The following is a 25,940-nucleotide window of genomic DNA, read 5'->3' on the forward strand; positions in this document are numbered from 1 at the left end:
TGCACTCTCACCAGTGGCGACGAGCTCAACTGAGCGCCCCTCGAGAATGAACTCAGGCCATCCCGCGACGTTGATCGCGCTGATACCGATTCGTATCAAAGCGCGATCGCGATCCAGGTAGAAAGCGGCACGGCTTACTTGAACGTCTGGACTCCAGTCACGACCGGATAGGCAACGGAGAAGACGAGATTCAGCACCTTCTGGACGTCCGAAATCGGCGCGTTGGAGACGTAAAGCATGTCCTTGTTGTCCATCATGAAACCCTGAGTGACAAACAAGGCATCGGGATCACGTAAGTTCACGCGGTAGATGACCGGCACCTTGCCGTCGACCGTCGTCTTCACAGGCACATTTGGCCAGTTCAAAGCCTTGGGATCTTCAAAGCGGAAAATGAATACACCGCGCGCGTCGGCACGCGAATCATCCAGACCACCCGAACGAGCCAGCGCCTGAGCGAGCGTAATTCCCTGCGCCTCAAAATTGACTTCCTGGTTCTTGCCAGTGGCGCCGAGCGCAGTGAAGCTAAACGGCTGAAAGAGTGCCGTCACGACGTCACCGGCATGCAGTGCGATGTTCTGCCGCGGATCTCGAATGACGCTCGAAAGCGGCATGGATACGATTTGATTGCCGCGGGTAAGCTGAATGGTGACCTTGTCTACGGGCTCACGCACGCCACCGGCGTTCGCCAGTGCATCGAGAAGTCGCTCTCCCCGCGCGCTAAGTTGCATACGGTTCGTATTGACGACATCGCCAACAATCGTCACGTAGGAAGTCGCATTACTCGAGAGTTTCACGAGAACTTGCGGATCGTGCGCCATGTTCTTGAGTCGGCCCGCAATTTCGCGCTGCAACTCTATTGGTGTGCGCCCCCCGGCCGTAACCGCACCGATGAATGGGACGCTGACATTGCCATCACCGTCGATGGTCTGATCAGGCAATACCGTGACGTGCGAACCGCTGACGCCCGATTTCGAGTCGAGGGTCGCCGCGCTGAACAGCGTCGCCGGTGGCGCTTCCCAGATAGAAATCTGAATCGTATCGCCCACACCGAGCTTCTGCTGGAAAATTTCGCCACCGCCGAGACTCTCGTAAAAGTCACCACTGCTGCGTTCAGCAAAGAGCTTGCGGGCGATATCATCCGTAACATCGACGATCTGGACTCCGGAGGCCGAACCTGCGCCCTGAGATGAGTTTGCCGCCGCCCGTTCGATCTGCGCGGTGCTTGGACCCGAGTTGGGGACCCACGAACATCCTGTCAAACTTGCCGTTAGTCCGGCTATCGAAAAAATAATTGAACGACAAGAAAAGCGCGACATTTCCAGAGAATAAGTGTTCACGAAAAATTAACTTGAAATTTGACGTCATTGCCGGATAAAAACACGGCACAATTGACGCAAATGGCCTCTTCGCTCAGGCGACATGCGTCACCTTGGGCATTTTTTCTCACGTACGATACTGGTCAGATCGAGCTTATGAATGTATTGCCGCAGATAGAATCAACGCCTCCCCCTGTTTTCGGGTGACGTGTACCCCTGCGCGCACCATTGCCACCGCGTAAAGAACGACACCACAAGCTATAGATGCTGCCCGCGCAACCCCGAGTGGCCGCCGACGATCAGGCGGACGGACCGTCCTCGACCGAGCCGCCGTTCCGCGTACGCACGGCTCGAAGCCCGTGATTGATCAACAACTGTTGCAACGCAATTTCCCCAGCCCCCCCCCCGAACACATTCTTAGGGATTACACAATCGCCACAAAGGCGAAGGGTTAGTGAAAGCAAAATTGACGACGGTAGAACACTTATCCAGTCAAAAAAACTTACCAATTGTCGCACGATGTTACATGAAATGAAATAGAATGCGATGCTATAAAAAGCGACTCTAAGTACGTCGGGCCACACGCGCCGACTCAGACCACCACCGCAGATAAAATCAAGTTGTGTCGAGAATCCTTTTGGACGTCAGTCGCCTGTTGACGCGACTTCATGACGGCCTGTTGCCCACAGGCGTCGATCGTGTGGGATTGGCCTATCTGAAGCGCTACAGCAGGCAAGCACGCGCGGTTCTTAGTGAGCGAGGCCATTCGATCGCGCTTTGCGAGCGCGATTCACAGCGCATATTTGAAATGCTGCTTTCTGGCAAATTCGACCGGATCACATTGTGTAAGGTCATCGCCCGTCATTGGCTGAACACGCCCAGGAAAAGCGATGGCGTTTCGGGCGTTCTGTTGCATACGAGCCACAACGGCATCGAATATGCGCGCTATCACGAATCGATGAGGCGTCGAAATGTTCGCGGCGTCTTCATGATCCACGATCTGATTCCGCTTACTCACGCCGAGTACTGTCGCCCCGCCGTGGACGTTCAGCACCGCAAACGTATCCGCACCGCGTTGTCCCATGCACACGGGTTGATCGCTAATTCGGAAGACACGCTTCGCGCACTCGAATCGGAAGCCGCTCTCGCAGGCCTGCCCATGCCGGCGTCTGTCGTTGCACACCTCGCCTCTGGAGTGATTGCGCACGCTCCGATGCCTGCGCCTCTCACCGCCCCATATTTTCTGATGTTGGGCACTATCGAGCCGCGCAAGAACCATTGGTTCATGCTGCATGTCTGGCGCCGCATCATCGAATTACTGGGCGAATCTGCGCCCAAACTGGTTATTGTTGGCCGCCGCGGCTGGGAATGCGAAAACGTCATTGATATGCTCGAGCGCTGCCATTTGCTTCGCACGCATGTCATCGAACGCTCCGATTGCAGCGATGATGAACTGCACGGATGGATACAGCATGCCCGCGCCCTGCTCTTCCCTGCGTTCGTGGAAGGTTACGGCATGCCACTGGTCGAGGCGCTTGCCTTGAAGACGCCCGTTCTTGCCAGCAATCTGGAAGTTTTCGAGGAAATTGCCGGCGATATCCCGGACTATCTTGATCCCTTGGATGGGCCCGCATGGATCGGGCGCATTCGTGCCTACGCCGAAGCTAGGTCACCGGAACGCGATGCGCAGATCAAGCGCATCGAAGGCTTCAGGGAACCGACATGGGAAGAGCATTTCGCCCGTGTCGATCCCTTCGTGGAAGCTTTGGCGCAATGAGCGACGATTCTGGCAGCACAACGCTCGACAATCGGCAAACTACTTTCGACTTACGATCGCTCAAACCTGGCTGGCGTTCGCTTTACTCACTGCGCGGCGATATACAATGCGTCTGGCTCGACTCGAGCATCGGAAGAGCGGCCGCGCGCATTGCTGCGGCGTTGAGGATCAATACGCAGGCGTCATGGCCCGGTCCGATCGCAAATTGCCGGCCGACCGGAACGCCAGCACTCAGCTGGTCCGTGGTTCCCATCGCAGCGTGTTCTCCGCAATCGTTTTCCGAGTTTCTCGATCGCTCACTCGCGGAGTATTCGCATGACGCTCAAACAAGCATTGCTTGCGACGTTACTTCGCTGATGCGAAGAATGCGTGAGCAGCATGCACTCGATCCACTGCACCGGTTGCCCGCTTGTCCCGACGAGCTGCGCGAGCAAAGCCATGGTCCGCACGTCCTGATTATCAACGAACGTGAGCGCAACCCATTTTCTTCGCTGACGCGCACAGAACGCCAACAAGCGTTTCGCACCATGGTTCGGCAAGCCATTGCCGCGCATCCTAGCGCGACCTTCTGGATTGGCGACTCGACTCACGGTGGAAGCGGGAAGTGGCTGTCAACGTACGCTGCTGATCTGATACCGCCGTCCATCAGGCGGTTGCGGGATCGAGAAACGCTCAGTGCGAGCATCGATCACGTCGATTATGTCTATACAGTTTGCGCGCCCGAGGGCATGCACGCCTTACTCGCCGGTATCCCGCTTCACGTGTTCGGTGCCCCGTATTACGCAGGCTGGGGATTGACGCACGATGCCCACCGATTTCCCCATCGCTGCGCCCGTCCGTCACTGGCGACATTTTTCGATGTTTTTTTTCTGCGCATCACGCGCTATCTCGATCCAGCCACGCACAGGCCCGGCGATCTGGGCGCGCTGCTCGACGCGATTGCGCTGCAACGGCAAGTCGCCCGCCGATTCGCCAATACGGGTCCGCTGGCATCCATAGGTTTTCAGTGGTGGAAACGTCCGTTCGCGACACCGTTCTTGAGTGCGTGCGGCGAGACGCTGCGCTGGACGGACGATGTGGCCTCTATCCGCGCAGATGAATGTGCAGTGATCTGGGGAGGCCGCAGCGCGCCAAATCTTCCTGACGACAGGCGCCGAATTCGTATCGAAGACGGATTCCTTCATTCGCTCGGTCTCGGCTCGGACATGGTTGCGCCTCACAGCCAGGTCATCGATACACGCGGACTCTATTTCGACGCCAGCCGACCCAGTGACCTCTCCGTTCTCCTGAATGAGGCAACGTTTCAGCCGGACGAATTGAGTCGCGCCGTGACCCTGCGCGACTCGATCGTCAAGCGAGGTCTCACGAAGTACAACCTGGGCCGCCAGCGCCCGCGATGGAAGGCGCCTGCGGCCGCACGCGTGATTCTCGTTCCCGGCCAGGTAGCCGACGACGCATCGATCAGACTCGGCACACGCGCAATCACCACTGCCGACGCCTTGCTTCGAGAAGTGCGCGCAGCACGACCAGACGCGTGGATCGTTTATAAGCCTCACCCTGACGTGCTGTCGGGAAACAGGCAGGGACTGGTCCACGCCAAAGCACTGGCAAACGTGGTCGACATCGAAGCTGACTTGATTTCACTGATCGAAGCCGCTGACGAAGTGCATACTCTTTCGTCGCTATCGGGTTTCGAAGCCTTGCTGCGAGGCAAAGCCGTTTTCACCTACGGCTTGCCGTTTTACGCGGGCTGGGGTCTCACACACGATGCCATCGAGCCTATGCCATGGCGTGAACGCACTTTGACCCTCGACATGCTGATCGCAGGCGTACTGCTGCGTTATCCGCTGTACTGGGACTGGAAGCTGCGGCTATTCACGACGCCCGAACGAGTCGTTCACGATCTCGCTCCGCATGCGGGGCGTCCGCTTGCGCCTGTGAGAAGCGGCCCGATGCGCCTAACACGCAAAATCTTTCGCTGGACTCGCAACGCACTATTGCATCTTGTTTGGCGAGTGAACGAAAGGCGACGCAAGTAAAGCCTCAGATATGTCCTCTCGCCCGCTAACGCAATACGCACATTATCGACTGCTAATCGGGAAAAGCCTCGACAAATAGGCCGTGTTTGAATACGGGAAAAGTTCAACGCCCCATACAATCTGGGGCGCTTTAATCATAAACTCGCACCTTTTTGCCCGTTAGCGATCTCGCCATTCAGCAGAACCGGTCAAGCACGGTTGCGCTGCCAGCCGACCCTGTAGCCCAAATACGAGTACGGGACGCTCTTCCAGCGATGATGCGCTTGTATGGCTATTTGCGCGTCGCTGGAACTGGCATCATCGCGGACATTCGCTTCGCTCCCACATTCCCGCAGGATCGCACCGACCACAACTAACCGCGGACGGTTCTTGAGCAAAAGAGCCAGGTAACGATCCATATCTACCTTGAGTGGCTCTCGACAGATAAATTCCCTGAAAACGGCACGAATCAGCCCTCGATCATCCAGGCGCAATATCTCATTCAACGATGACGCGCCCAAAGCATTAGAAGCCGACACTTCAGCCAATTTCATTTGCTGAGCATCCCGCTCAGCCGAAAGCTGTTCGCTGGCGTTTTTGAAAACTTCACGCTCGTGGAACGAAGCATCGCGCTCCGCGGTGAGCCTGTTTATCGTTTCCTCCAGGGTCTCGCGCTCGCGAATCAGGGCCTCTCGCTCACGAATCACGGCATCCCGCTCGCAAATCACGGCATCTCGCTCCGAGACCACATACGAGAGCGATGCATGCAAACCATCCCGCTCACCGATCACACCATCCCGTTCCGAGGTAGCGTGAAAGAGGGAGTCTCGCAGGCCATCGCGCTCTCCGGCAACTGCATCCCGTTCCGAAGTCATTTGAGCGAGGGTTGTCCGTAGACCATCTCGCTCACCTACCAGGTTATCGCGCTCGACGTGCATCGCATGCCGGCGGATGGCTCGTCCTTTGTAGACATCGACCATCACGTCAGAAACCAGATCATCGCCCAGACCCATCATATACATGAGCTTGAATATGGCGTAGTCGTAGAATTCGTCGATCGGATGAAATCGATTCTCGCCCCAAGGCGCATCAAAGCTAGTAATGGAGTAACGCCCATCCAACTCCAGAACATTCAGCCCTTTTATGCCTGAGATCTTGCTCCACAGCAGGTCGATCCACCAATTAGCTTCAGTCGAAACGGGATCACCAAGACTGTGCAAACCGTGGCAATCAAGTCGATTCGTGCAAAGCGTCCGCCTCAAAATGATGATTGGTACGCCGATTCGTTCAGATACCTCAATAAGTTCCTTGAGGTAATGTATGTAGAGATCAATATAGCGGTGTGTGCACGGATCCAGGTGCGTCCACCCATCACCCAGAAAGCCCTCAGGCCAGTGCCAATCATTTCCAAATCTACCGGATGCCACATCATTAATGATGCATCCGTCTTTCTCGTAGTATTCGTTATTGAAGTCACTTGTCGGGTCGAAGACAAGCAGATCGAACCCGCCAGTCTCTAATTTCTTCAGAGTCTGCTTTGTCAGTTCCAGATTGAGCCGTTCAGATACGTGAGGATTATCGGATCGATAATAGCTCCGCCCCTCAATCGCAGGGGACATCAAGCACGGCACGGTAATGCGCCAGATATGTGAGGTGTCCGCCAGCCTCGCCAGTCGGTTACATATCACATCCGTTACACAACCACCGATGCTCATGATCCTGGGCTTTTGGATCTTCGGGTCACCGCTCCCAGCGAGCCTTCCTTGCGGAACGGTCGTCGTCCCCGTCAGTTGACCGATGCCAACCTTGAAAATATTAGACATACCCTGCGATTCAATCGAGCTATTATTTAAAATATGGGCTAAACATATGCGGGATTAATACCTCGCACACTCTCAGTTAACATGAAATAAACTTAAATGCTGAGGTGCAGTCCCAGCCGACACAGTAATCCGGTTCAAGCATGCTCCTCGCGGAATTGACGATATTGGGTCTTGCGGGAATTCTGATGGGCCAGTGGGGCGCATTGCCGACACACAAGCTCGCGCACGGCGATTGTTTGCGCGCGCTACCGGCCTGGTGGCGAATTCGAGACTTTTGCGTCCGTCGAGACGCAGGCTATTCTCGCCAGCGCAGAAGCCGCAACTGGGTTCGCTCGGGATGATTTGCTCGATCAGAGCTTGGCTCACATTCAACACGCTTGCCAACCAGACGACGAACACGTGCCCGCCCCCAGGGGGCACACAATCCGATGGCTGGATGCGAATCGGGCTTTGCACGATGGTCTGCATTGGCTCTCGCTTCATCTGGTCTCGTAGTTCTTACACCTGCCCACGTCTGCACCTTCGCACTCGCTGAGATCCGATCTTGCAAAGCCAGCAATGAACTCGAATCGCTTAAGCTGGCACAAACGCCTCTTCAATTGGGCGATAGTTTCTTGCCCGAAATATTTTAGAAGCGGCTGTAAGGTTTCGTAAATGATTTCTCCGCAATTATGTTACATAATTTTACAAAGATAACATGCAAAACGTTTGCACTAGAGCGAGTGTGGTTTGAAACATACAATCCGTTTACGTATCGACGTAAAAAATGGCGTTTATGAAACGCCCTTGGAAGAAATTACAAACCCGTCCGGCCATAGTTGTCTTCAAACCGCACTATGTCGTCTTCGCCGAGATAAGCGCCGGACTGCACTTCAATCAGCTCTAGCGGAATCCTGCCGGGATTCGCGAGCCGGTGCGTGACGCCAAGCGGTATATAGGTCGACTGGTTTTCGCTGAGCAGGACCTGCTGATCGCCATTCGTCACCAGCGCAGTACCCTTCACGACGATCCAGTGCTCAGCGCGGTGATGGTGCATCTGCAGGCTCAGTTGCGCACCTGGATTGACGACTATGCGCTTGACCTGGAAGCGCTCGCCTTGATCGACGCCTTCATACGAGCCCCAAGGCCGCACGACGCGCGGATGCGTGACCGATTCGCTGCGCCTGGCCTTCGTCAGATGCTCGACAACCTTGCGCACGTCCTGCGTACTGTCGCGATGCGCCACAAGCACGGCATCGGCAGTTTCGACGATGACGAGATCGGCCACACCGATCGCCGCGACCAGACGATGCTCCGCACGCACATAGCTGTTCGAGACGTCATTAAGGAAGACATCGCCCAGCGCGGCGTTGCCGGCATCGTCGGTTTCTGCGAGTTCGGCGAGCGCGGACCATGAGCCGATATCGCTCCAACCCAGATCGTTCGCGGTAATCACAGCGGCGCGGTCGGTTTTTTCCATCACAGCATAGTCGACCGAAATGCTCGGGCAGGCCGCGAACGCCGTTTCGTCGAGGCGCAGGAAATCGTGGTCGGCGCGTGCGAGCTTCAGCGATTGTTCGGCGTGTTCGGCAACCTGCGGTTGATGCCGGCGCAATTCCTCCATGAAGGTGGACGCCTTGAGCATGAACATGCCGCTGTTCCAGCGGTAGCCGCCATCGGCGAGGAACGTTTGCGCGGTCTGCGCATCGGGCTTTTCGACAAAAGCGTCGACGCGCCAGGCGGGCGCGTCGTAACCAAGCGATTCGCCGCGGCGGATGTAACCATATCCGGTGTGCGGCTCGGTCGGCTCGATGCCGAATGTGACGAGATAGTGGTCACTCGCAGCGTGTGCGGCGGCTTGCACCGCTTGCGCAAAAGCCGCGTCATTGCCGATCGCGTGGTCGGACGGCAGCACCAGCAGCAGCGCGTCGGGCGAGTGGCCGAGCGCGATCAGCGCCGCCACGGCAATGGCCGGCGCGGTATTGCGACCGACAGGTTCGAGCACGATGGCCGCAGGCTTCACATCGGCTTCGCGTAGTTGCTCCGCGACCAGGAAGCGCTGGTCATTGTTCGCGATGATGATCGGCGCCGCCATGCGATCGATATCGCGTACGCGCAGCGCGGTTTGCTGAACGAGCGTGCGTTCGCCGGCAAGGCTCAGGAACTGTTTGGGATAACCGCCGCGCGAGAGCGGCCACAGGCGGGTGCCGCTTCCGCCGCAAAGAATTACCGGATGGATGGTCATTATCGATTGGATCGCGAAGTGCGGCTGACCAAGTGGCGCCGCCGATATTCGTTCGTGGTGCGACGGATGGCGCTGCCGTCTGGATGACTCAAGGTGACGGACAGCCTGTTTCGCGAACGCCCCGGGGCTCCCCGTGCCCAGCGTCGGGCGTGACGCTCTGCATTCTATCCGAACGATTCGCGCCGCAATATACGGCCCGATTTAACTTCTAAGGCTTTGCCCGGCGCACCAAAACAGATGCTCAATCGGGTATTGCCCCCGCCATGGCATTCGACTAAAAGCGCAATCGTTGCGGTGAACGAAAGGCGGCCGTTCCCCCACGCCTGACATAGGACGTCCAGCGTCTCGATCACGCCGCACCGTCGGTTAGAATGCTGCACGCCGCAGCAGACCCGCCTTTCACAGCGTGTTTGCGCGTATCGCACGCACTCTGCCACGCCTTCGGATCGTCCCGCCTGTGAATTTCCGCGCCAAAGACAACGCTCTCCACGTCGCCCTCGTCTGCAACACCGCGTGGGCGATTTACACCTATCGCCGCGGGCTTTTACGCGCGCTCACCCAAAGCGGCGCGCGCGTGAGCATCATCGCGCCACGCGACCGCACCTTCGAGCCGCTCCAGCAAATGGGTTGCGAGTGCATCGATTTGCCGGTCGCTTCGAAAGGCACGAATCCGCTGCACGATCTGCGCACGCTTCTCGCCCTCTTCAAGCACTATCGCGCGCTCAAACCCGACGTCGTCTTCCACTACACGATCAAGCCGAACATCTATGGCTCGGTCGCGGCGTGGCTCGCGCGCGTGCCGTCGGTGGCGGTCACCACGGGTCTTGGCTACGTCTTCATCCAGAAGAGCCGTGCCGCGCAGGTCGCGAAGCGCCTTTATCGCTTTGCGTTCCGCTTCCCGCGCGAAGTCTGGTTTTTGAATCGCGACGACGAAACCGCCTTCCGCGAAGAAAACCTGCTCGCGCACCCCGAGCGCGCGCGCCTGCTGCACGGCGAAGGCGTCGACCTCGAAGACTTCGCTGTCACGCCGCTGCCGGAGCGCAACGAATTCGCCTTCGTGCTGATCGGCCGTCTGCTGTGGGACAAGGGCGTGGGCGAATATGTCGAAGCCGCGCGTCAACTGCGCGCGCGCTATCCGCAAGCGCGTTTCAAACTGCTCGGCCCGGTAGGCGTAGACAACCCCAGCGCCATCACGCGCGAAGAAGTCGCCGCGTGGGAGCGCGAAGGCATGATCGAATATCTGGGCGAAACCGCCGACGTGCGTCCCTATATCGCCGACGCCGATTGCGTGGTCCTGCCCTCTTATCGCGAAGGCGTCCCGCGCACGCTGATGGAAGCCAGCGCAATGGGCCGCCCGATCGTCGCCACCGATGTACCTGGCTGCCGCGAAGTCGTCGCCGATGGCGAAAACGGCCTGCTTTGCGAAGCGCGCGACGCCGCTTCGCTTACGGCGGCGCTGTCAAGAATGCTCGATATGGAACCCATTGCGCGCGCGGCCATGGCGCAGCGCGGCCGGAAAAAAATCGAGAAAGAATTCGATGAACGGGTTGTGGTACAACGCTACCGGGACTTGATCCAGGGCATTGCCGGATCGACCTTCTAACTAGATTGAGAGCATAGGGAATACAGCATGGCAGCGACTCACTCCAAAGGCACGATCCTCGTCACGGGCGGCGCGGGCTTTATCGGCTCGCACACCTGCGTCGAGTTGCTCAATGGCGGCTATGACGTGGTCGCTGTCGACAATCTCGTCAATAGCCGTGAGGAGTCGCTGGCCCGCGTCGAACGCATCACGGGCAAGCCGGTCACGTTCTACAACGCGGATGTGCGCGACGCGCAGGCGCTCACGCGCATTTTCGAAGCGCACAAGATCACCGGTGTGATTCACTTCGCGGCGCTCAAGGCCGTGGGCGAATCGGTGGCCAAGCCCATCGAGTATTACCGCAATAATCTGGACGGTCTGCTCGTCGTGCTCGACGTGATGCGCCAGCACGGTGTCAAGCAGTTCGTGTTCAGCTCGTCGGCGACGGTGTATGGCGTGCCCAAGCGCTCGCCTATCGACGAGACGTTCCCGCTTTCCGCGACGAATCCGTATGGCCAGTCCAAGCTGATCGCCGAACAGATTCTGCGCGATGTCGTGATTTCGGATCCGTCGTGGCGTATTGCCGTGCTGCGTTATTTCAATCCGGTGGGTGCGCATGAAAGCGGGTTGATCGGCGAAGATCCGGCTGGCATTCCGAACAACCTCATGCCGTTCGTCGCGCAGGTCGCGGTGGGCAAGCTGGAGAAGCTGCGCGTGTTCGGCGGCGATTACCCGACCCCGGACGGCACGGGCGTGCGCGATTACATCCACGTCGTCGATCTGGCGCAAGGCCATCTCAAGGCGCTTGATGCGCTGGTCAAGCACGATGCGGGTTTCACGGTGAATCTCGGCACGGGTCGCGGCTATAGCGTGCTGGAAGTGGTGAAAGCGTTTGAAGCGGCTTCGGGTAAGCCGGTGCCGTATGAGATCGTGGCGCGTCGCCCCGGTGATATCGCTGAATGCTATGCGAACCCGGCGACGGCGGAGAAGCTGATCGGCTGGAAGGCCCAGTTTGGCATCGAGCGCATGTGCGTCGATCACTGGCGTTGGCAGGAGAATAATCCGCGCGGGTTTGAGTGAGGCAAGCTGGAATATTATCGACGGGCTGCATGGCAGCCCGTTTTCACGCCAACGCACACGAAATCGCGTCAACCTGCAGGCTGACTGCGCAGATGCTCTCGCCAACGTCGGTCAATCATCCACCCCGCTAACGCCAGCACAGCCAGCCACGCCACCACGGCCACCCACTGCAGTGCGCCATCCAGCCTCAAGGCGATTAGCGCAAGCACTGCGGCGCCCAGCATCACCGTGTAGTAGATCAGCGACGCCTTAACATGCGAGCCGTTCATCTGCGCGAGACGCTGGTAATAGTGCTCACGATGAGCCTGCCAGATTTTTTCGCCCCGCAATGCACGACGCGACAACGTCACGGTCGCGTCGACGATGAATGGCGAGAAAACCAGCGCAGGAAACCAGACTGGCCACGCTCCTTCGCACCATCCCCAGAAACCTAGCGCACCCGCAAGAAAGCCAAGAGGCACCGAGCCGGCGTCTCCCAGGAAGATTTTCGCGTGGGGAAAGTTAAGTGCAAGAAAGCCCAGCGCCGCCCCCGAGACGATTGCGGCCGCCGCCGCGAGCGACGCGTGCGCGTTCACGGCGGCAAGTGCGAAGGCCGCGAATCCGGCAACCGCCATCCCGCCCGCAATGCCGTTGATTCCGTCCATGAAGTTATAGAGATTGGTTAGCCAGACGAGTGTAATCACCGCCAGCACCGCGAGCGGCCACACAACACCGTGGCCCACACCCAATACCGCCAGCACGGCAACGCCGATATGCACGGCGAAGCGCACCCGCACCGATAGCCCGCGTCGATCGTCGATCTGCGAAACAATCGCCAATACGCCAGCGCCGATCGCAAGCCAATGCAGCGACGGCGCGACCAGCAGGACCATGGCCACCACGACGGGCATGACGCCGCAGCCGCCCACACGCGGCACCGGCCGCACATGCAACGAGCGGTGATTGGGCATATCGATGGCGATCGACCACGCCCACCCCGTCTTCAGCAACATGAGCAGGATTGCAAGGCTCAAGAGTGCCGCCATGGCGCCTAATCCGATCAGCGAATGCAGAGATCCGGCCATATCAACGTCCCTCGTGGAACGCGAGCATTGTCGCCTTGATGCCGTCCGACACGCTTGAGGACGGCGCCCAGCCGAGTTCATCACGCAAGCGGACGCACTCAAGCCGCAACGGACTCGTGAGACGCTGGATCTGCGCGGATTTTCCTGTGAGTCTGCCTAGCGCGCGCAACCACGACACGGGCACCGGCACGAGCCTCGGCCGGCGTCCAGACGCCGTAGCGAGCGCTCGAACGATGCCGCCAACCGACAGGTCATCGCCGTCGCTCACGTGATAGACACCGTGCACGGCGCGAGCCGACACGCACAAAGCCGCAAGCGCGTCCGCAAGGTTTCTGACGTAGACCATGCTGCGCCGCGCGTCGATTGCACCTAGCGGCAAGGGAATGCCGCGCTCGACAGCCTTCATCAGCCCGAGGAAATTCGCGCGCACGCCGGGTCCATAGACGAGCGGCGCGCGCACGCTGGCCACTTCGACACCATGAGCCCGCCCCCACGTATCGAGTGCCAGTTCCGCCTCCCGCTTGGAAATGCCATAGGGATCGACCGGCGCCGGCTCATCGTCTTCGCGCCAGGGCCGCCCCTGTTCGGTTTCGCCAAGCGCCTTGATGCTGCTCATAAACACCACGCGGCGCGCGCCAGCCCGGCGCGCCGCTTCAGCAGCGTTCAACGCACCATCGACGTTCACGGCACGATAGGCCGCCAGGGGATCATCTAAGGACTCCTTCATCATATGCACCCGCGCAGCAAGATGGACGAGCACGTCGCACGGACCGAACGCCGGTGCTCCCGTCGCAAGGCTCTGAAAATTATCATCGGCGACGACCACCTCACGCACGCGCCCTTCGCATACATTCGCACGCCGCACGAGTCCCGTCACTTCATGGCCAGCTTCGCAGAGTGCAGCCGACAAGGCTCTTCCGACAAAACCGTTGGCGCCGCTGATTGCGATTCGCATATGTTCCTGATCAGATGATGATTTCGTGTACGTGCCGCGCGCCTTGCCGCGCAAGTTCCGTGAAAATACTATGGCGCGAGCCTGCGATAGACCTCGCAGGTCTTGCGGACGGTCTCACCCCAGCTGAGTTCAGCCGCGCGGCGCAGACCTTTCCCGATCAATTGTGCTCTTAACGATTGATCGGTTAAGAGGCGCTCGAGACCGTCTGTGATTGCCTCGACGGAAAACGGATCGACTTCCCAGGCGGCGCCCGCCGATACTTCCGGGATCGACGTCGCGGTTGACGTCAGCACCGGCACACCACTTGCCATCGCCTCGGCGACCGGCAATCCGAAGCCTTCGTAGAGTGACGGATACGCGAACACGGCTGCGGACGAATAGAGCTGCAACAGATCCGCTCGTGAAACGTAACCAGCTGGAATCACTTCTCGCGCCCTTACCATCGGCTCGATCATGCGCTTGAGTTCGCTGTTGTCCCAACCGTCTGCGCCGACGAGCACCAACGGAAACGCCTCGCGTAAATCGGGAGTGAGGCGCGCAAAACCTTCTACGAGGCGCCGCAGATTTTTACGCGGTTGCAACGTGCATACGGAGAGCACGAAGCCTTTCGCCTTCAGACCAAGCGCCCGCAACGCTGGATCGCAGACCTCGGGAGAGCGCGGCTGGAAGGCCGGCTCGACACCCAAATGGATCGGCACGATCTTGTCGGCGTCGATACCGTAGATATCGACGATCTCTTTCTTCGTGTAAAAACTGTCCGCAATAACGATATCCGCTTGTTTCAGCGAGCGCGGCAGGCCGCGCTCAAGGAAGTTCACGGCGCTGCGGGGGTGAAACGCCGGGTACCGACGATGCGAAAGATCATGAATAGTCACGACCTTGCGGCCACGATAACGGGACGCGACAGAGTTTGTTTCGTGATAGACATAGCCCTCGCGCGCAAAAGCGTTGCGGATCGAATGGGACGCCAGGCCACGCGCCATCGTGCGTGCAGCATAAAGCCCCGGTAAGGCACGCGCTTTTTGGAGCAGTTGCATCGCGCGACCATCGCGCGCGACCGCCCTAGAGCCGCGTTGCGGCTGCGCACCGAGCATGGCGCGCAAGTCGTCTCCGCGCACCACCGTTCGCCCTATCCAGCCCGCCACATCCGTGACATCTGGATCATCGAGTACGCCTTCGAGCAGATGTTGCGTGTAGTAACCCACGCCGCTCCGTGGCAAACGCAGGGAATTAAGATCGAAAAGAAGCTTCATGCAGTCAATGAAAATGGCCGCTGCTCAATACCACTCGCAGCGGCCAGAACCCGGACCAACACCGCAACGCGGCGGCTTAGCTGGCAATTGCGCCGCGATTACTGTTCGGCACGCTTTGCAACGGCGCGAGCGAGGCGCCCTGATACTCAGGTACCCAGCGACGCAGATCACGGCGTACTTCGACGTCCGACAGAATGCGCTGCTGCATGAGCCACGGCAGCAGTTCATCGATTAGATTGTCCGGCACCTCGCGCGCTTTCGCGACGCGTAGTTTCGGATGCGGCGTGCGCGTCGTGGCCTCGTCGTCCGCAAGCAGTTCTTCGTAGAGCTTCTCTCCGGGACGCAAGCCGGTAAAGACAATTCGTATCTGTTCTTCGGTGAAACCGTAAAGACGTATCAGGTCACGCGCGAGATCAACGATACGAACAGGTTGCCCCATATCGAGCACAAAAATCTCGCCGCCGTGGCCCATGCTGGACGCCTGAAGCACTAGCTGCGACGCTTCCGGAATCGTCATGAAAAAACGCGTGATTTCCGGGTGCGTCACCGTGACCGGACCGCCCTTCGCGATCTGTTGCTGGAACTTCGGAATCACACTGCCCGCGCTGCCAAGCACGTTGCCGAATCGAACCGTTTCAAACTGCGTCCGGGCGCTAGTCTGCTGGAGCGCGGAACACGCCATCTCGGCTAGACGTTTGCTGGCGCCCATGACATTGGTCGGATTGACCGCCTTGTCCGTCGAAATCAGGACGAAATGCTTCACGTCGTAACGCATCGCTGCGCGCGCGACCCGATAGGTGCCGAGCACATTGTTGCGCACGGCCTGCCACGCGTTCAGTTCTTCCATCAGAGGAACGTGTTTGTAGGCCGCCGCATGAAAGACAATATGCGGAGTGTGCGTTGCGAGCACGCGGTCGAGCAGCAGAGAATCCTTCACGTCGCCAACCACCGGAATCACGTCGAGGTCAGGAAACTTTTCGGCAAGCTCCTCGGTGAGCCGGTACATCGCATATTCGGATACGTCATACGCGATTAGCTGCGCTGGATGAAATCGCAGGATCTGGCGACACAATTCGGAACCGATTGAGCCACCCGCGCCCGTTACCATAACGATGCGACCGCCTAGCAGCGCTTCCACGTGCGGGGCGTCAATGCGCACCGGCTCCCGCCCCAATAAATCCTCAAGGTCAATCTGGCGCACCCGCGCAAGCGACACCTCGCCTTGAGTGAGCGGGGTGAAAGCCGGAAGCACCATCGCACGCACACCGGCGCGCACGCACACCGACGCGACACGACGTTGCACCTCTACGGGCGCCGATGGAATCGAGATAATCGCGTACTCGCTCTTGAGCTGCGCCGCGAAGCGCGGCAAATCTTCAATAGCGCCCAGGATTTTGTAGCCATAAATTTCACGGCCGTGCTTGGACGAATCGTCGTCAAGCAGGCCGACGAGGCGCCACTCAGCGGAGCGAGACAGTTCGCGCGCAAGGGTCGCCCCGGCGGAACCCGCACCCAGTACGATTACAGGCTTGCCCTGTCCGACCAGACCACCGTATCGATAGAACTCCTTGGCCGCGCGATATAACGCACGCGAGCCCCCCATCGTAAGCAGCAACAACATCGGCGAAACAAGCAACACCGAGCGCGGCACGATGGGTTGGGGTTGGATCATCACCGATCCAATGATTACCAGCAGCGCACCAACCGCCACTGATTTCGAGATGCGAAGCAGATCCGGCAGGCTCGCAAATGCCCACATGCCGCGGTAAAGACCGAAGATGCGGAACATCGCGATGTAGATAGGCACCACGACGAACAGCGCGGTGACGGCGCCCCGCCAGAACTCTGGAGGGACGGATGCGTTGAAGCGAATGGCATACGCGGCCAGCCACGCGGCCACCACGGAACACGTGTCGAACAAGAACACGCAAAATGACAGCCACGACGACTTCAACCGGAACATGCAATACCTCCTGCCAAGCCGGCTATTAAGTTGACTGTCTGGCCCCGAATCTCCCGGAAGCGTACACACGTGGTAGTTGCAACACGATCACCTACGTAGCTGGAAACCATGGGACAGCACACATTATGCCGTTGGTGCTCCGTGGGCCGCAAATTCCCGCAATATTCGCGCCAAAAGATCGGAAAATGGCAGGAACGTTCGGGAAACGGGAAAGATACCGAATGCCGCCACCGATCGCGAGCAAAAAACTACGTGAGATGAGCAAGTTTGGTAACGAGATGTACGCATAACGATGACAACGCCCCCAACTTCGGTAAGAATAATCTCCTCCCATTAGACGCGCTACGTTGTAAACGACTACATGAAGATCATTCCCGTCATCATCTGCGGTGGCGCAGGCACCCGTCTGTGGCCCGTCTCACGCGAAGCATTTCCCAAACCACTCCTCAAACTTGCCGACGGTCAAAGCCTGTTGCAAAAAACATTCCTGAGGGCGGCGCGCGTCGCAACAGAACAGGAAGTCCTCGTAGTAACGAATAGGGAAACGTACTTCCTTACAAAAGACGAATGCGTCGAGGTGGAAAGTGAGATCACGCGTCTCGGGTTTGTACTCGAACCCGCCGCACGCAACACAGCCGCTGCAATCGGCGTCGCAGCTCAGGTTGTGCGGCAGGAACACGGCGAAGACACGATCATGCTTGTCATGCCGGCTGACCAGTTGATCGAAGACGAACAGGCCTTCGCACAAGCCGTCCAGCATGCTGCGACGGCGGCGCAAAACGGCCGCATTGTGACATTCGGCATCAAACCGACGGCACCTGAAACAGGTTACGGCTACATCGAATTCGATGAGGCTTCGATCACGGGTTCGCAAGCCGTTCATCGCGTCGTGCGCTTCGTCGAGAAACCCCAACTGGAGGTCGCACAGCGTCTGGTTGCCAACGGCCGCCATCTGTGGAACGCAGGCATCTTCTGCTTCACGGCCGCGACGCTGGTTGCGGAACTCGAGCAGTATTCGCCCAACGTTGCGCAGCCTGCCCAAAAGGCCGTCGAAGCCGCGAAGGTCAGCCATTCGGCAGACGGATTCACGGTGGAACTGGACGCGGCGGAATTCCGTAAAGCCGAGGATATCTCCATTGACTATGCAGTGATGGAGCGCTCGTCGAACGTCAATGTCGTGCCCTGCGAACTGGGCTGGAGCGACATCGGCTCCTGGCTTGCAATCAGCGAACTAACTGAAGCAGATGCTCGCGGCAATCGCGTTGAAGGCGAGGCTGAACTCTTCGATGCCGACAACTGCTTCGTGCGCGGTGACGAACGGTTTATCGGCGTGGTCGGCATGCGCGACATGATTGTCGTCGATACGGCTGATGCGCTGCTGATCGCCGCCCGCGATCGTGCGCAGGATGTCAAGCAGATCGTCGCGAGCCTCAAGCGTACGAACCACGACGCCTATCGCCTGCATCGCACGGTCCATCGTCCGTGGGGCACGTATACGGTTCTGGAAGAAGGTGAACGCTTCAAGATGAAGCGCATCGTCGTAAAGCCTGGTGCCGCGCTGTCATTGCAGATGCATCATCACCGCAGCGAGCACTGGATCGTAGTGAGTGGTTGCGCCGAAATCGTCAACGGCGACCAGACCATCTCTCTCCAACCGAACGAGTCGACTTATATTCCGGCGGGTCACAAACATCGCCTGATCAACCCGGGTGTGATGAACCTCGTGCTGATCGAGGTGCAGTGCGGCGAATACCTCGGCGAGGACGATATCGTTCGCTTCGAGGATGTTTATGGACGGGCGCCGGCCAAGTAAAAAACCTCCCGACCGAATATAGACAACGCCCGGAATGATCCACTGGCATTCCGGGCGTTGCTATTTGTTATTGTTGAGCAGCAAAATCGATTTGGTTGGGCGTCGACCACTGCTTGGCCTTTACGTCATATCTGCACACACCGTTCAACCCCCACTTCCCAATGTATTTTCCGACGAGAGCAAGATAGGCGGGATCGTATCCGAACACCCAGTCCGGTGGATTGAATGTCGCGATACCATTCAACGTGGGTTTGCCAAATTTGTCAGCAAGCAACATTGCCTGAATGTTCTGACGATAATGCGCAGACACGTAGTCGGTCGGATCGGGCAGCGGATGCTGAACAAAGAACGCTTCGCATTCCGATGGAGTGGGCGGTGCGTCATTGACGATCGCCATTTCGGTATGCGTGTTCAGATTGACAATCTTGTGAACATTGACTTGTCCGAGACACGCCACACAAAGCACGAAAGCAATCAGCCAACGCGCTGATGGCACCTTACTCCAGAGATCAGCGAACCAGACGCTAAGGAAAAGCGTGATCGGGAAAGCCAGAAAAAGATAAAACCGGGCGATGACACGCAGGCCTTTGGCACCAGGAATCAGCGCATTCACAAAGAACCACGGCGAGTGGCGGAAGATCGACAGCGGCAACAGTAATCCAACCACTATTGCGCAACCTAACGCTTTAACCCCAGTCGGGGCCTTCGTCTTCCCCGAGAATGCCATGAGCAATGCAGCGATGCACAGAACGAATACATCCGGCGTGAAGCCCACGACGAATTCGCCCGCCCGCATGAGATCAGGCGCGCGGCTCTGTACGGCTCGGTAGAGATCGCCCCATAGCAAGCTGCCAGGGCCGTAGTTGAGGATGTCAATATAGCGCAAGCTATAGAACATCTGTGTCGCAAAATCCTGGCCACCGGTCTCTTTCAGTTTGGGGAAATACACCATGCCGAACGGCAATGCCGCAAGGACAAAGCTCAGCATGGTCACGACAACCTGAATTTTCAACCGCACCGCAGCGCGCCAGTAATGAAGTACCTGGTCCAGCGCAAGCAAACCGAACACTGCAAGATAGACAATCAGGAATAGGCCAAAGAACCATGCCATATAGAAGCCCGTTAACAACAAGGCGCCATAGAGCACTGAAAAGGACACCCCGTACAACAGCGTTCTCTTTTTATCCCCCGCCCGCAGATGGCAGAAGAATCCCCACAGCAAAAGGCCGAGAAGTGGAGCGAAGGCGACACCCAGCAACTGGCCGTGGGCTGCCTGAGTCGACGAACTGATACTCAGCGTGAACAGCGCCGCTCCCAGCAGATGCGCGGGACTTGCCTTCTGGAATCGGGAAAGCAATGCCGCCATCGAAACAAAACCAATAACCTTGACTGTAATGTGTACGAGTTCCTGCGTCACAAGCAGGTTAACGCCGATCAATCTGAACGGAATGCCGATAAGACCATAGACAAAATACCCGTCGTTGTAGCCCAGGATGTCCTTATACGGATAGAAATAGAGCGGTTCGTTCCAGATATGCTGGAGCGTGAAGACGTGATACCAATGGGAAATCAGGATTGCAGAAATAACAGCGTCGTATTCCTCTCCGAAAATCCATTCGAAGCCCGTATTGAACTGTTTGTAGAAGAACAGGTAGATCGCAGCCGCGCCCACCACCAGTGCCAGGCAGTAATACAGCTTGCCAGGGCTGCCCTTTTGGCCTTGCATCATTTCCACACTCATTCCCCGGGCGACTGATAAATAAAAATGTGCTCACGCGTGCCGTCAATGGCTGTCCCGTGTCATTGACGAAAAACGAGCCAGCGCGACATGGCGAAGTTCAGAAACATCCCTGCCACGGATCCCACCGCAACAGCGATCGCCGGATGCAAGGCAGTCAATGGCACGTGCAAAACGAACCAGATGTAAACACCGTTATTGATGATCCAGCCAAAAATATTGCCAAACACGTAGCGCAGCCATTCGTAATGCAACGCATGGCGGCTCGCTCCGAACGTATAACGACGATTGAGCCACCACGTCACTGTCACCGCGACCGGGAACGCCAATAGCTGAGCGGTCACCGGCTTGGTGAGATGCACCAGTAACTCGACAAGCACAGCATTGACGACGAAACCGGCCGACCCGACAAGAAAAAACCGGAAGAACTGTTGAAGCATGCGATAGCTGGCGGCCTGCTGAGTCGGCATGAGATCAGGCCGAGGCGTTGAATTTGTTGTGCGGGCTGTGGCGATCCTCGGCGATCACCCCAGGAAAGCGCGGGCATTGCAGGTATGCGAGCATACGTACCTCGCGGCGACCACGTGTCACAGTATCAAGCACCGTGCCGGTCGCTACGCTCAGGCCTGCCATGAACATGACGCCCATGGACAGCACCGCGGTCGGCAAGCGCGGCACCAGACCCGTCGCCAGATAGTGCTCGACGATCGGAGCAATCAGCACGAGCGAAATGACGGCGAGCAACCCTGCCAGAAGACTGAAAAAGAACATTGGGCGCTCGTGGCGAACCAGCTTGAAAATCAGCATAAGAATGCGCCAGCCGTCCCGGTAAGTACGGAGCTTACTCTCGGACCCCTCGGGGCGGCCTCGATAGGGCCCGTCCACATGCGCGACCGGCATCAGTAATTCAAGCGCGTGCACGCTCAATTCAGTTTCTATATCGAAACCTTGCGAGAGCGCAGGAAACGACTTGACGAATCGACGCGAAAAGACCTTATAGCCGGAGAGCATGTCTTGCACGCGATCGCCAAAAATACGGCGCACAACGCCGGTCAGCATCAGATTGCCGAAGCGATGGCCGCCGCGATATGCAGCATCTTCGGTTTCACGACGCACGCAATTGATGAGATCGTGATTGCCGTCAATCGCAAGTTGCAGCATCTCTGGAGCAATGCTCGCCTCGTAGGTGTCGTCCCCGTCGGCCATGACATAAAAATCTGCTTCGATGTCGCGAAACATGCGCCGCACAACGTGACCCTTGCCTTGCTGAACTTCGGTACGAACGATAACACCCTCTGCGCGTGCAAGCTCCGCCGTTCGATCGCGCGAGTTATTGTCATAGACGTAAATGCTCGCATCGGGAAGCGCCGCGCGAAAGTCGCGGATGACTTTGACGATGGCGCTTTCCTCGTTGTAACAAGGCAAAAGAACTGCGACTTTTGGTTTGTGCATCGTAGCGGTATCTATCACGTTCATGAGCTTCATGCTTCCGGGGTATCGTCCAAGGCGCCAACCGGGTCGTCCGCTCGGGTTGGGGCCTATGCAGCAGTGGCTCGACCGCTGGCTTCCTTGCGCGTATAGCGAGAGTCGCACCGAAACCCGGACAACAGGACTTTGGCCATGTCATCTTTGGTTCGCCCCCACCGACAGCCCTGTTTCCGGCCAACCATGGCGTTTTCGCACACGCACGTCAGGCACAAAATCCAGCGCCAGACGAGCGTTGTCGCCGACGACCTTAATCAGACATGATACCGCACCGCGGTTTCGCGACGAACATGTGCCTACGTCTTTGGTTAGCATCACCAGGAGCCCTCGCCCGGAGCCTGCCGGCCTGGCACGCTCCCTAATGCGCTATTATTCGGCGGCTCTCCAACGATATCCCACACATGGATAACAAGGTTCTCTACGCTCCCTATATTGACGGACTCAGGGCTATCGCCGTGCTGTCCGTCATCGTTTACCACTTGAATCCACATTGGCTGCCAGGCGGCTTTGCCGGCGTCGATGTCTTTTTCGTCATATCGGGATTCGTCGTTGCCGGGTCGGTAGGCTCGCTGCAAGGTATCAGCCTGCCGAAGTTCTTCCTTTATTTTTACTCGCGTCGTTTGGTGCGGATCACGCCCGCGCTTGTAGCGTGCCTGATTGCAACGTCAGCAGCGCTTGCCATTCTGGTGCCGGAAGCCTGGCTCTCCCATTCCAATCAGGAGACGGGTTTTTACGCGTTCTTCGGACTATCGAACTTCATACTCGCACAGGGAAGCGGATATTTCTCCCCGATTTCCGAATTCAATCCATTCACGCATACATGGTCGCTCGCAGTCGAGGAGCAGTTCTATGTAGTGTTTCCGGTCCTGTTCTTCGCGTGGCTGCATAACCGCAAGGGCATTTCGGTCTTCCTTTTCGTCGCTGGCCTGATCGCCTCGTTTATGTGCGCGATCTGGCTTGCACACGTCGACCAGACAAAAGCGTTCTACCTGACCTGGGGCCGATTCTGGGAACTGGGCGTTGGCGTCCTGCTTTACCAGTTCATGTCGTTGCGCGGACACTCCTTCACAACGGAAAGTGCAGCTTCACGCCCCCTGGCACTCGTTGGCGACCTCGCAACCATTGCGCTCATTGTCGGACTGGCAATCGCCCAGTCTCAACGGGCGCCCTTCCCGACCTGCGTGCTGCCCGTCCTTGCAACGGCTGCGGTACTGGGCTGCCTGCACGGACGGAAGGGCGGCATCGCCCGCACCATCCTGACGCATCGAGTACCACGCTTCATCGGCAAGATTTCATATTCACTCTACTTGTGGCACTGGCCGGTATTCGTAATGTATCGATGGACAACGGGCCTTGAGAGCACAGTACAGATTGTCAGTGCTGTCGTGCTCGTGACCGCGTTGTCCGTCGCGTCGTACTATTTCATCGAAACGCCGCCGCGCCGCGCCGCGCGCAGGCTGCCCCGCATTGCAGCGATCGGTTTCGGGCTCGCCCTGATCGCCTCAGGTTGCGCAGCTTCGTCGGCACTCGACAAGCATCAGCCCCGGATTTCCATGAGTACCGTCACGCGCAATGCTGCAGACTGGTATCCATACGGCGATGCGATTAGCCCCGACCATCCCAACTGTGTGATCGCGACGACAATGACTCCGATCGGCACGGGCTATTTCGCGACCTATGCGCGCGCAAACTGCTCCGAACCAGTAAGGGGGCCGCGAGTCTTCGCAATCGGCGATTCGCACGCGGTCGGCTATGAAGGCCTCTATCGAAGCTACGCGATGGCGACGGGGGCGCAGGTTACGCTCTATAACAACGGAGGTTGCCCATTCCTCAGCCTGCAACCCTGGCGCGAAAATGACGCAAACTGCAAAGCCAATACCCAGGTTGCACTGGCGGACATGCTCCAGAAGCTTCAGCCTGGTGACGTCGTGTTCCTGCCATCGCTCCGGTTGCCGCGTTTTGCAGATCAGTGGATTCGCTTTACTGACGCGGAAATGAAAGGCCTGATTTTCGACGCGCAATCGGCGGCGGCCCGCAACCAGGCCATCATCGACGGTGAATCGGTGTTGCGCGAGTTTACGGCCAAAGGCGCGCGTGTCGTGCTCGAAGCGCCGAAGCCCATCTTCCGGTCCCCCACGTATCGTTGTGCCGAAAGTTATAACCGCACGAATCCGATTTGTAAGGACGGTTCAGACATCGACCGCACAGAGATCGAAGCCCTGCGAAAGCCGGCGCTCGATGGTCTCAAGGAAATGGCGTCGGCTGTCCCCGCCGTATCGGTCTGGGATCCCTTCCCGATCTTATGCCCAGCAGGAGCGAACCGATGCAGCGCGTATCGTGATGGCAAACCGTTGTTTTTTGACGGAGACCATTTGAGCGGGTTCGGCAATCGTCTTGTCGCGCCGTCCTTCGAACAGTTCGTGACGACGAAGCAGGAGCAGGGTGTAGTGGCATCTCAGGCGAACTAGACATCCCCGAGCACAAAGAAGCGAGCCCACGACACTCAAGTCGGGCTCGCTTTTTTGAGAGTACAAGAGACCGGTAACCAACTTGCCGCTAACTTGCGCGACGGCGAATGTCAGGCTTTCGCCACCTCCCGGAACAACTTCGCATAGGCCTGCCCCAAAGCCGGCCCCGAGAAAAGCCGTTCATAGCGAGCACGCGCGCCGAGGCCGAGCGTCCTGGCCCGCTCATCGTCGCCAAGCAGCTCATTCATGGCGTCGGCCAGCTCCTTTACGTTCTCTGGCGCCACAACCAGTCCCGACTCGTTATGCATGTTGACAAACGACGTGCCCGTGCCGATCTCGCAGGAAATAGAAGGCCTGCCGAACAACGCCGCTTCCGCGAGCACCATGCCGAAGGCTTCGGAGCGCAGATGCGAAGGCAGCACGAGCGCACGGCACGCCTTGAGCAGCGCGATCTTCTCTTCATCACTGATCTGGCCGGCAAACTGCACATTGTCGGCGCTCAGCGATGCGCTCAGGTCGCGCAATGCCGCTCCTTCTGGGCCGGTGCCGGCGACGATGATCTTCGCGTTCACCGATTTCGCCGCGTGTACGAGCGTCTGGACGCCCTTGTAGTAGCGCAACACGCCCACGAATAGAAAGAACGGCTCATCGGGTTCCAGACCGAGTTTCCCAAAGATGCCCTCGTCCGCAGTCTTCGCGTACGAATCCTCGACAATGCCAAGTGGAATCATGCTGACCTTCGCGTTGATCTCCGGCGTACTGAGCACCGGACTCGACGTGATATAGCCTGGGCAGTTCGCGACCACGGCCTTCGCGTTCCGAAGCGATCGCCACATCAGTGGCTCATAGAGCTTGCCGAGCCATCGCTGTCGCACGACGTCGGACACATAAGTCACCACCGACGGCGTCCTTGGGCGCATCAGCGCGTGCATCAGATCGCCGTAGGGCCACGGAAACAGGAAATGCACGACGTCGGCTTCCTCCGCCAGTTCGCGGTAGCGCTTGAGCGATGCGGGTGTGCCAAGATCGCACGACGCCGGCGCGGCCCACGACAGCGAGCGCACCACACGGGCTTCCGGGCGCGCGAGCACGGCAGGTTCGGGGTCGGGCGACAGGGTGTAGATGGTGTTGCTTACGCCGTACGTCTGGGTCGCCAGACAGATCTGCCGGATGGCTTCCTGCATGCCGCCCTGCGGATCGGGAAAATACGTGCGATAGACATGCAGGACGCGTAGATTGTTTTCGTCAGACAAGATTGCGGCACTCCGCCAAAGAAGGATCGACGCGACCGCCATCCAGATAGTTGATTCGCCGCAAACTCAATTCGCGCATGGTTTCCAATCCGTGGACTGTGTGGCTTTGCCGTCACGTGCCCCGAATG

At 58.3% G+C, this 25,940-nt stretch carries 17 protein-coding genes; 6 read left to right on the forward strand and 11 right to left on the reverse strand.

Annotated features, from left to right (window positions below; all coding sequences use genetic code 11):
• Nucleotides 1-134 precede the first annotated feature (134 nt).
• Nucleotides 135-1,316 (reverse strand): polysaccharide biosynthesis/export family protein, encoded by a 1,182-nt coding sequence (locus B0G62_RS01475; RefSeq protein WP_103701820.1) that lies wholly within the window; start codon nucleotides 1,314-1,316, stop codon nucleotides 135-137.
• Between the two features lie 622 nt (nucleotides 1,317-1,938).
• Between B0G62_RS01475 and B0G62_RS01480 the strand changes: the two genes are divergently transcribed.
• Both B0G62_RS01480 and B0G62_RS01485 read left to right on the forward strand, forming a co-directional pair.
• Nucleotides 1,939-3,093, forward strand: a complete 1,155-nt coding sequence (locus B0G62_RS01480; RefSeq protein WP_103701822.1) for a glycosyltransferase family 4 protein — start codon at nucleotides 1,939-1,941, stop codon at nucleotides 3,091-3,093.
• Nucleotides 3,090-5,132 (forward strand): capsular polysaccharide biosynthesis protein, encoded by a 2,043-nt coding sequence (locus B0G62_RS01485; RefSeq protein ID WP_103701824.1) that lies wholly within the window; start codon nucleotides 3,090-3,092, stop codon nucleotides 5,130-5,132. Before B0G62_RS01480 ends, B0G62_RS01485 begins: the two co-directional genes overlap by 4 nt.
• Nucleotides 5,133-5,320: 188 nt before the next feature.
• On the opposite strand, the gene B0G62_RS01490 is transcribed toward B0G62_RS01485, so the two are convergent.
• Together B0G62_RS01490 and B0G62_RS01495 are read right to left on the reverse strand one after the other, a co-directional pair.
• Nucleotides 5,321-6,934: a hypothetical protein gene (locus tag B0G62_RS01490; protein WP_103701826.1), complete on the reverse strand. Its 1,614-nt coding sequence runs from the start codon at nucleotides 6,932-6,934 to the stop codon at nucleotides 5,321-5,323.
• 796 nt (nucleotides 6,935-7,730) lie between these two features.
• Nucleotides 7,731-9,158 (reverse strand): mannose-1-phosphate guanylyltransferase/mannose-6-phosphate isomerase, encoded by a 1,428-nt coding sequence (locus tag B0G62_RS01495; RefSeq protein ID WP_103701828.1) that lies wholly within the window; start codon nucleotides 9,156-9,158, stop codon nucleotides 7,731-7,733.
• 457 nt (nucleotides 9,159-9,615) lie between these two features.
• Here B0G62_RS01495 and B0G62_RS01500 point away from each other — a divergent pair, with 457 nt between their 5' ends.
• Complete coding sequence (locus tag B0G62_RS01500; RefSeq protein WP_103701830.1) at nucleotides 9,616-10,761, forward strand: glycosyltransferase family 4 protein; 1,146 nt, start codon at nucleotides 9,616-9,618, stop codon at nucleotides 10,759-10,761.
• 27 nt (nucleotides 10,762-10,788) lie between these two features.
• A complete protein-coding gene (galE, locus tag B0G62_RS01505; RefSeq protein WP_103701832.1) occupies nucleotides 10,789-11,820 on the forward strand; it encodes a UDP-glucose 4-epimerase GalE in 1,032 nt (343 codons plus the stop codon).
• A gap of 68 nt (nucleotides 11,821-11,888) precedes the next feature.
• Here the strand turns inward: galE and B0G62_RS01510 are convergent, their stop codons facing one another.
• The 4 genes from B0G62_RS01510 to B0G62_RS01525 all read right to left on the reverse strand — a co-directional run bounded on the left by B0G62_RS01510 (nucleotide 11,889) and on the right by B0G62_RS01525 (nucleotide 17,055).
• Nucleotides 11,889-12,884, reverse strand: a complete 996-nt coding sequence (locus tag B0G62_RS01510; RefSeq protein WP_103701834.1) for an MraY family glycosyltransferase — start codon at nucleotides 12,882-12,884, stop codon at nucleotides 11,889-11,891.
• Between the two features lies 1 nt (nucleotide 12,885).
• Entirely contained in the window at nucleotides 12,886-13,839 is a 954-nt protein-coding gene (locus B0G62_RS01515; protein ID WP_103701836.1) for an NAD-dependent epimerase/dehydratase family protein, read from the reverse strand.
• A 68-nt stretch (nucleotides 13,840-13,907) separates the two neighbouring features.
• A complete protein-coding gene (locus tag B0G62_RS01520) occupies nucleotides 13,908-15,092 on the reverse strand; it encodes a glycosyltransferase family 4 protein (RefSeq protein WP_103701838.1) in 1,185 nt (394 codons plus the stop codon).
• Nucleotides 15,093-15,168: 76 nt separating this feature from the next.
• Nucleotides 15,169-17,055, reverse strand: coding sequence for a polysaccharide biosynthesis protein (locus B0G62_RS01525; protein WP_103701840.1), 1,887 nt, complete (start codon nucleotides 17,053-17,055; stop codon nucleotides 15,169-15,171).
• A 361-nt stretch (nucleotides 17,056-17,416) separates the two neighbouring features.
• On the opposite strand from B0G62_RS01525, the gene B0G62_RS01530 reads away from it, so the two are divergent.
• A complete protein-coding gene (locus tag B0G62_RS01530; RefSeq protein WP_103701842.1) occupies nucleotides 17,417-18,868 on the forward strand; it encodes a mannose-1-phosphate guanylyltransferase/mannose-6-phosphate isomerase in 1,452 nt (483 codons plus the stop codon).
• A 67-nt stretch (nucleotides 18,869-18,935) separates the two neighbouring features.
• Here the strand turns inward: B0G62_RS01530 and B0G62_RS01535 are convergent, their stop codons facing one another.
• The 3 genes from B0G62_RS01535 to B0G62_RS01545 all read right to left on the reverse strand — a co-directional run bounded on the left by B0G62_RS01535 (nucleotide 18,936) and on the right by B0G62_RS01545 (nucleotide 22,058).
• A complete protein-coding gene (locus B0G62_RS01535; RefSeq protein WP_103701844.1) occupies nucleotides 18,936-20,597 on the reverse strand; it encodes a hypothetical protein in 1,662 nt (553 codons plus the stop codon).
• Nucleotides 20,598-20,668: 71 nt separating this feature from the next.
• Entirely contained in the window at nucleotides 20,669-21,076 is a 408-nt protein-coding gene (locus tag B0G62_RS01540) for a GtrA family protein (RefSeq protein WP_103701846.1), read from the reverse strand.
• Nucleotides 21,077-21,080: 4 nt separating this feature from the next.
• Nucleotides 21,081-22,058 (reverse strand): glycosyltransferase family 2 protein, encoded by a 978-nt coding sequence (locus B0G62_RS01545; protein ID WP_103702879.1) that lies wholly within the window; start codon nucleotides 22,056-22,058, stop codon nucleotides 21,081-21,083.
• 434 nt (nucleotides 22,059-22,492) lie between these two features.
• Between B0G62_RS01545 and B0G62_RS01550 the strand changes: the two genes are divergently transcribed.
• Entirely contained in the window at nucleotides 22,493-24,559 is a 2,067-nt protein-coding gene (locus B0G62_RS01550) for an acyltransferase family protein (protein WP_103701848.1), read from the forward strand.
• A 110-nt stretch (nucleotides 24,560-24,669) separates the two neighbouring features.
• On the opposite strand, the gene B0G62_RS01555 is transcribed toward B0G62_RS01550, so the two are convergent.
• Nucleotides 24,670-25,854 (reverse strand): glycosyltransferase, encoded by a 1,185-nt coding sequence (locus B0G62_RS01555; RefSeq protein WP_103701850.1) that lies wholly within the window; start codon nucleotides 25,852-25,854, stop codon nucleotides 24,670-24,672.
• Between the last annotated feature and the right edge of the window lie 86 nt (nucleotides 25,855-25,940).

This window comes from Paraburkholderia eburnea, from assembly GCF_002917095.1.
Taxonomy (GTDB): domain Bacteria; phylum Pseudomonadota; class Gammaproteobacteria; order Burkholderiales; family Burkholderiaceae; genus Paraburkholderia; species Paraburkholderia eburnea.

What these genes read in the sequence shown, in the direction of transcription:
- B0G62_RS01550 (WP_103701848.1), top strand. Translation starts at nt 22,493, where the DNA reads ATGGATAACAAGGTTCTCTACGCTCCCTATATTGACGGACTCAGGGCT.
- B0G62_RS01485 (WP_103701824.1), top strand. Translation starts at nt 3,090, where the DNA reads ATGAGCGACGATTCTGGCAGCACAACGCTCGACAATCGGCAAACTACT.
- B0G62_RS01540 (WP_103701846.1), bottom strand. Translation starts at nt 21,076, where the DNA reads ATGCCGACTCAGCAGGCCGCCAGCTATCGCATGCTTCAACAGTTCTTC.
- B0G62_RS01520 (WP_103701838.1), bottom strand. Translation starts at nt 15,092, where the DNA reads ATGAAGCTTCTTTTCGATCTTAATTCCCTGCGTTTGCCACGGAGCGGC.
- B0G62_RS01535 (WP_103701844.1), bottom strand. Translation starts at nt 20,597, where the DNA reads ATGATGCAAGGCCAAAAGGGCAGCCCTGGCAAGCTGTATTACTGCCTG.
- B0G62_RS01530 (WP_103701842.1), top strand. Translation starts at nt 17,417, where the DNA reads ATGAAGATCATTCCCGTCATCATCTGCGGTGGCGCAGGCACCCGTCTG.
- B0G62_RS01545 (WP_103702879.1), bottom strand. Translation starts at nt 22,058, where the DNA reads ATGCACAAACCAAAAGTCGCAGTTCTTTTGCCTTGTTACAACGAGGAA.
- B0G62_RS01555 (WP_103701850.1), bottom strand. Translation starts at nt 25,854, where the DNA reads ATGGCGGTCGCGTCGATCCTTCTTTGGCGGAGTGCCGCAATCTTGTCT.
- galE (WP_103701832.1), top strand. Translation starts at nt 10,789, where the DNA reads ATGGCAGCGACTCACTCCAAAGGCACGATCCTCGTCACGGGCGGCGCG.
- B0G62_RS01510 (WP_103701834.1), bottom strand. Translation starts at nt 12,884, where the DNA reads ATGGCCGGATCTCTGCATTCGCTGATCGGATTAGGCGCCATGGCGGCA.
- B0G62_RS01490 (WP_103701826.1), bottom strand. Translation starts at nt 6,934, where the DNA reads ATGTCTAATATTTTCAAGGTTGGCATCGGTCAACTGACGGGGACGACG.
- B0G62_RS01515 (WP_103701836.1), bottom strand. Translation starts at nt 13,839, where the DNA reads ATGCGAATCGCAATCAGCGGCGCCAACGGTTTTGTCGGAAGAGCCTTG.
- B0G62_RS01495 (WP_103701828.1), bottom strand. Translation starts at nt 9,158, where the DNA reads ATGACCATCCATCCGGTAATTCTTTGCGGCGGAAGCGGCACCCGCCTG.
- B0G62_RS01475 (WP_103701820.1), bottom strand. Translation starts at nt 1,316, where the DNA reads ATGTCGCGCTTTTCTTGTCGTTCAATTATTTTTTCGATAGCCGGACTA.
- B0G62_RS01525 (WP_103701840.1), bottom strand. Translation starts at nt 17,055, where the DNA reads ATGTTCCGGTTGAAGTCGTCGTGGCTGTCATTTTGCGTGTTCTTGTTC.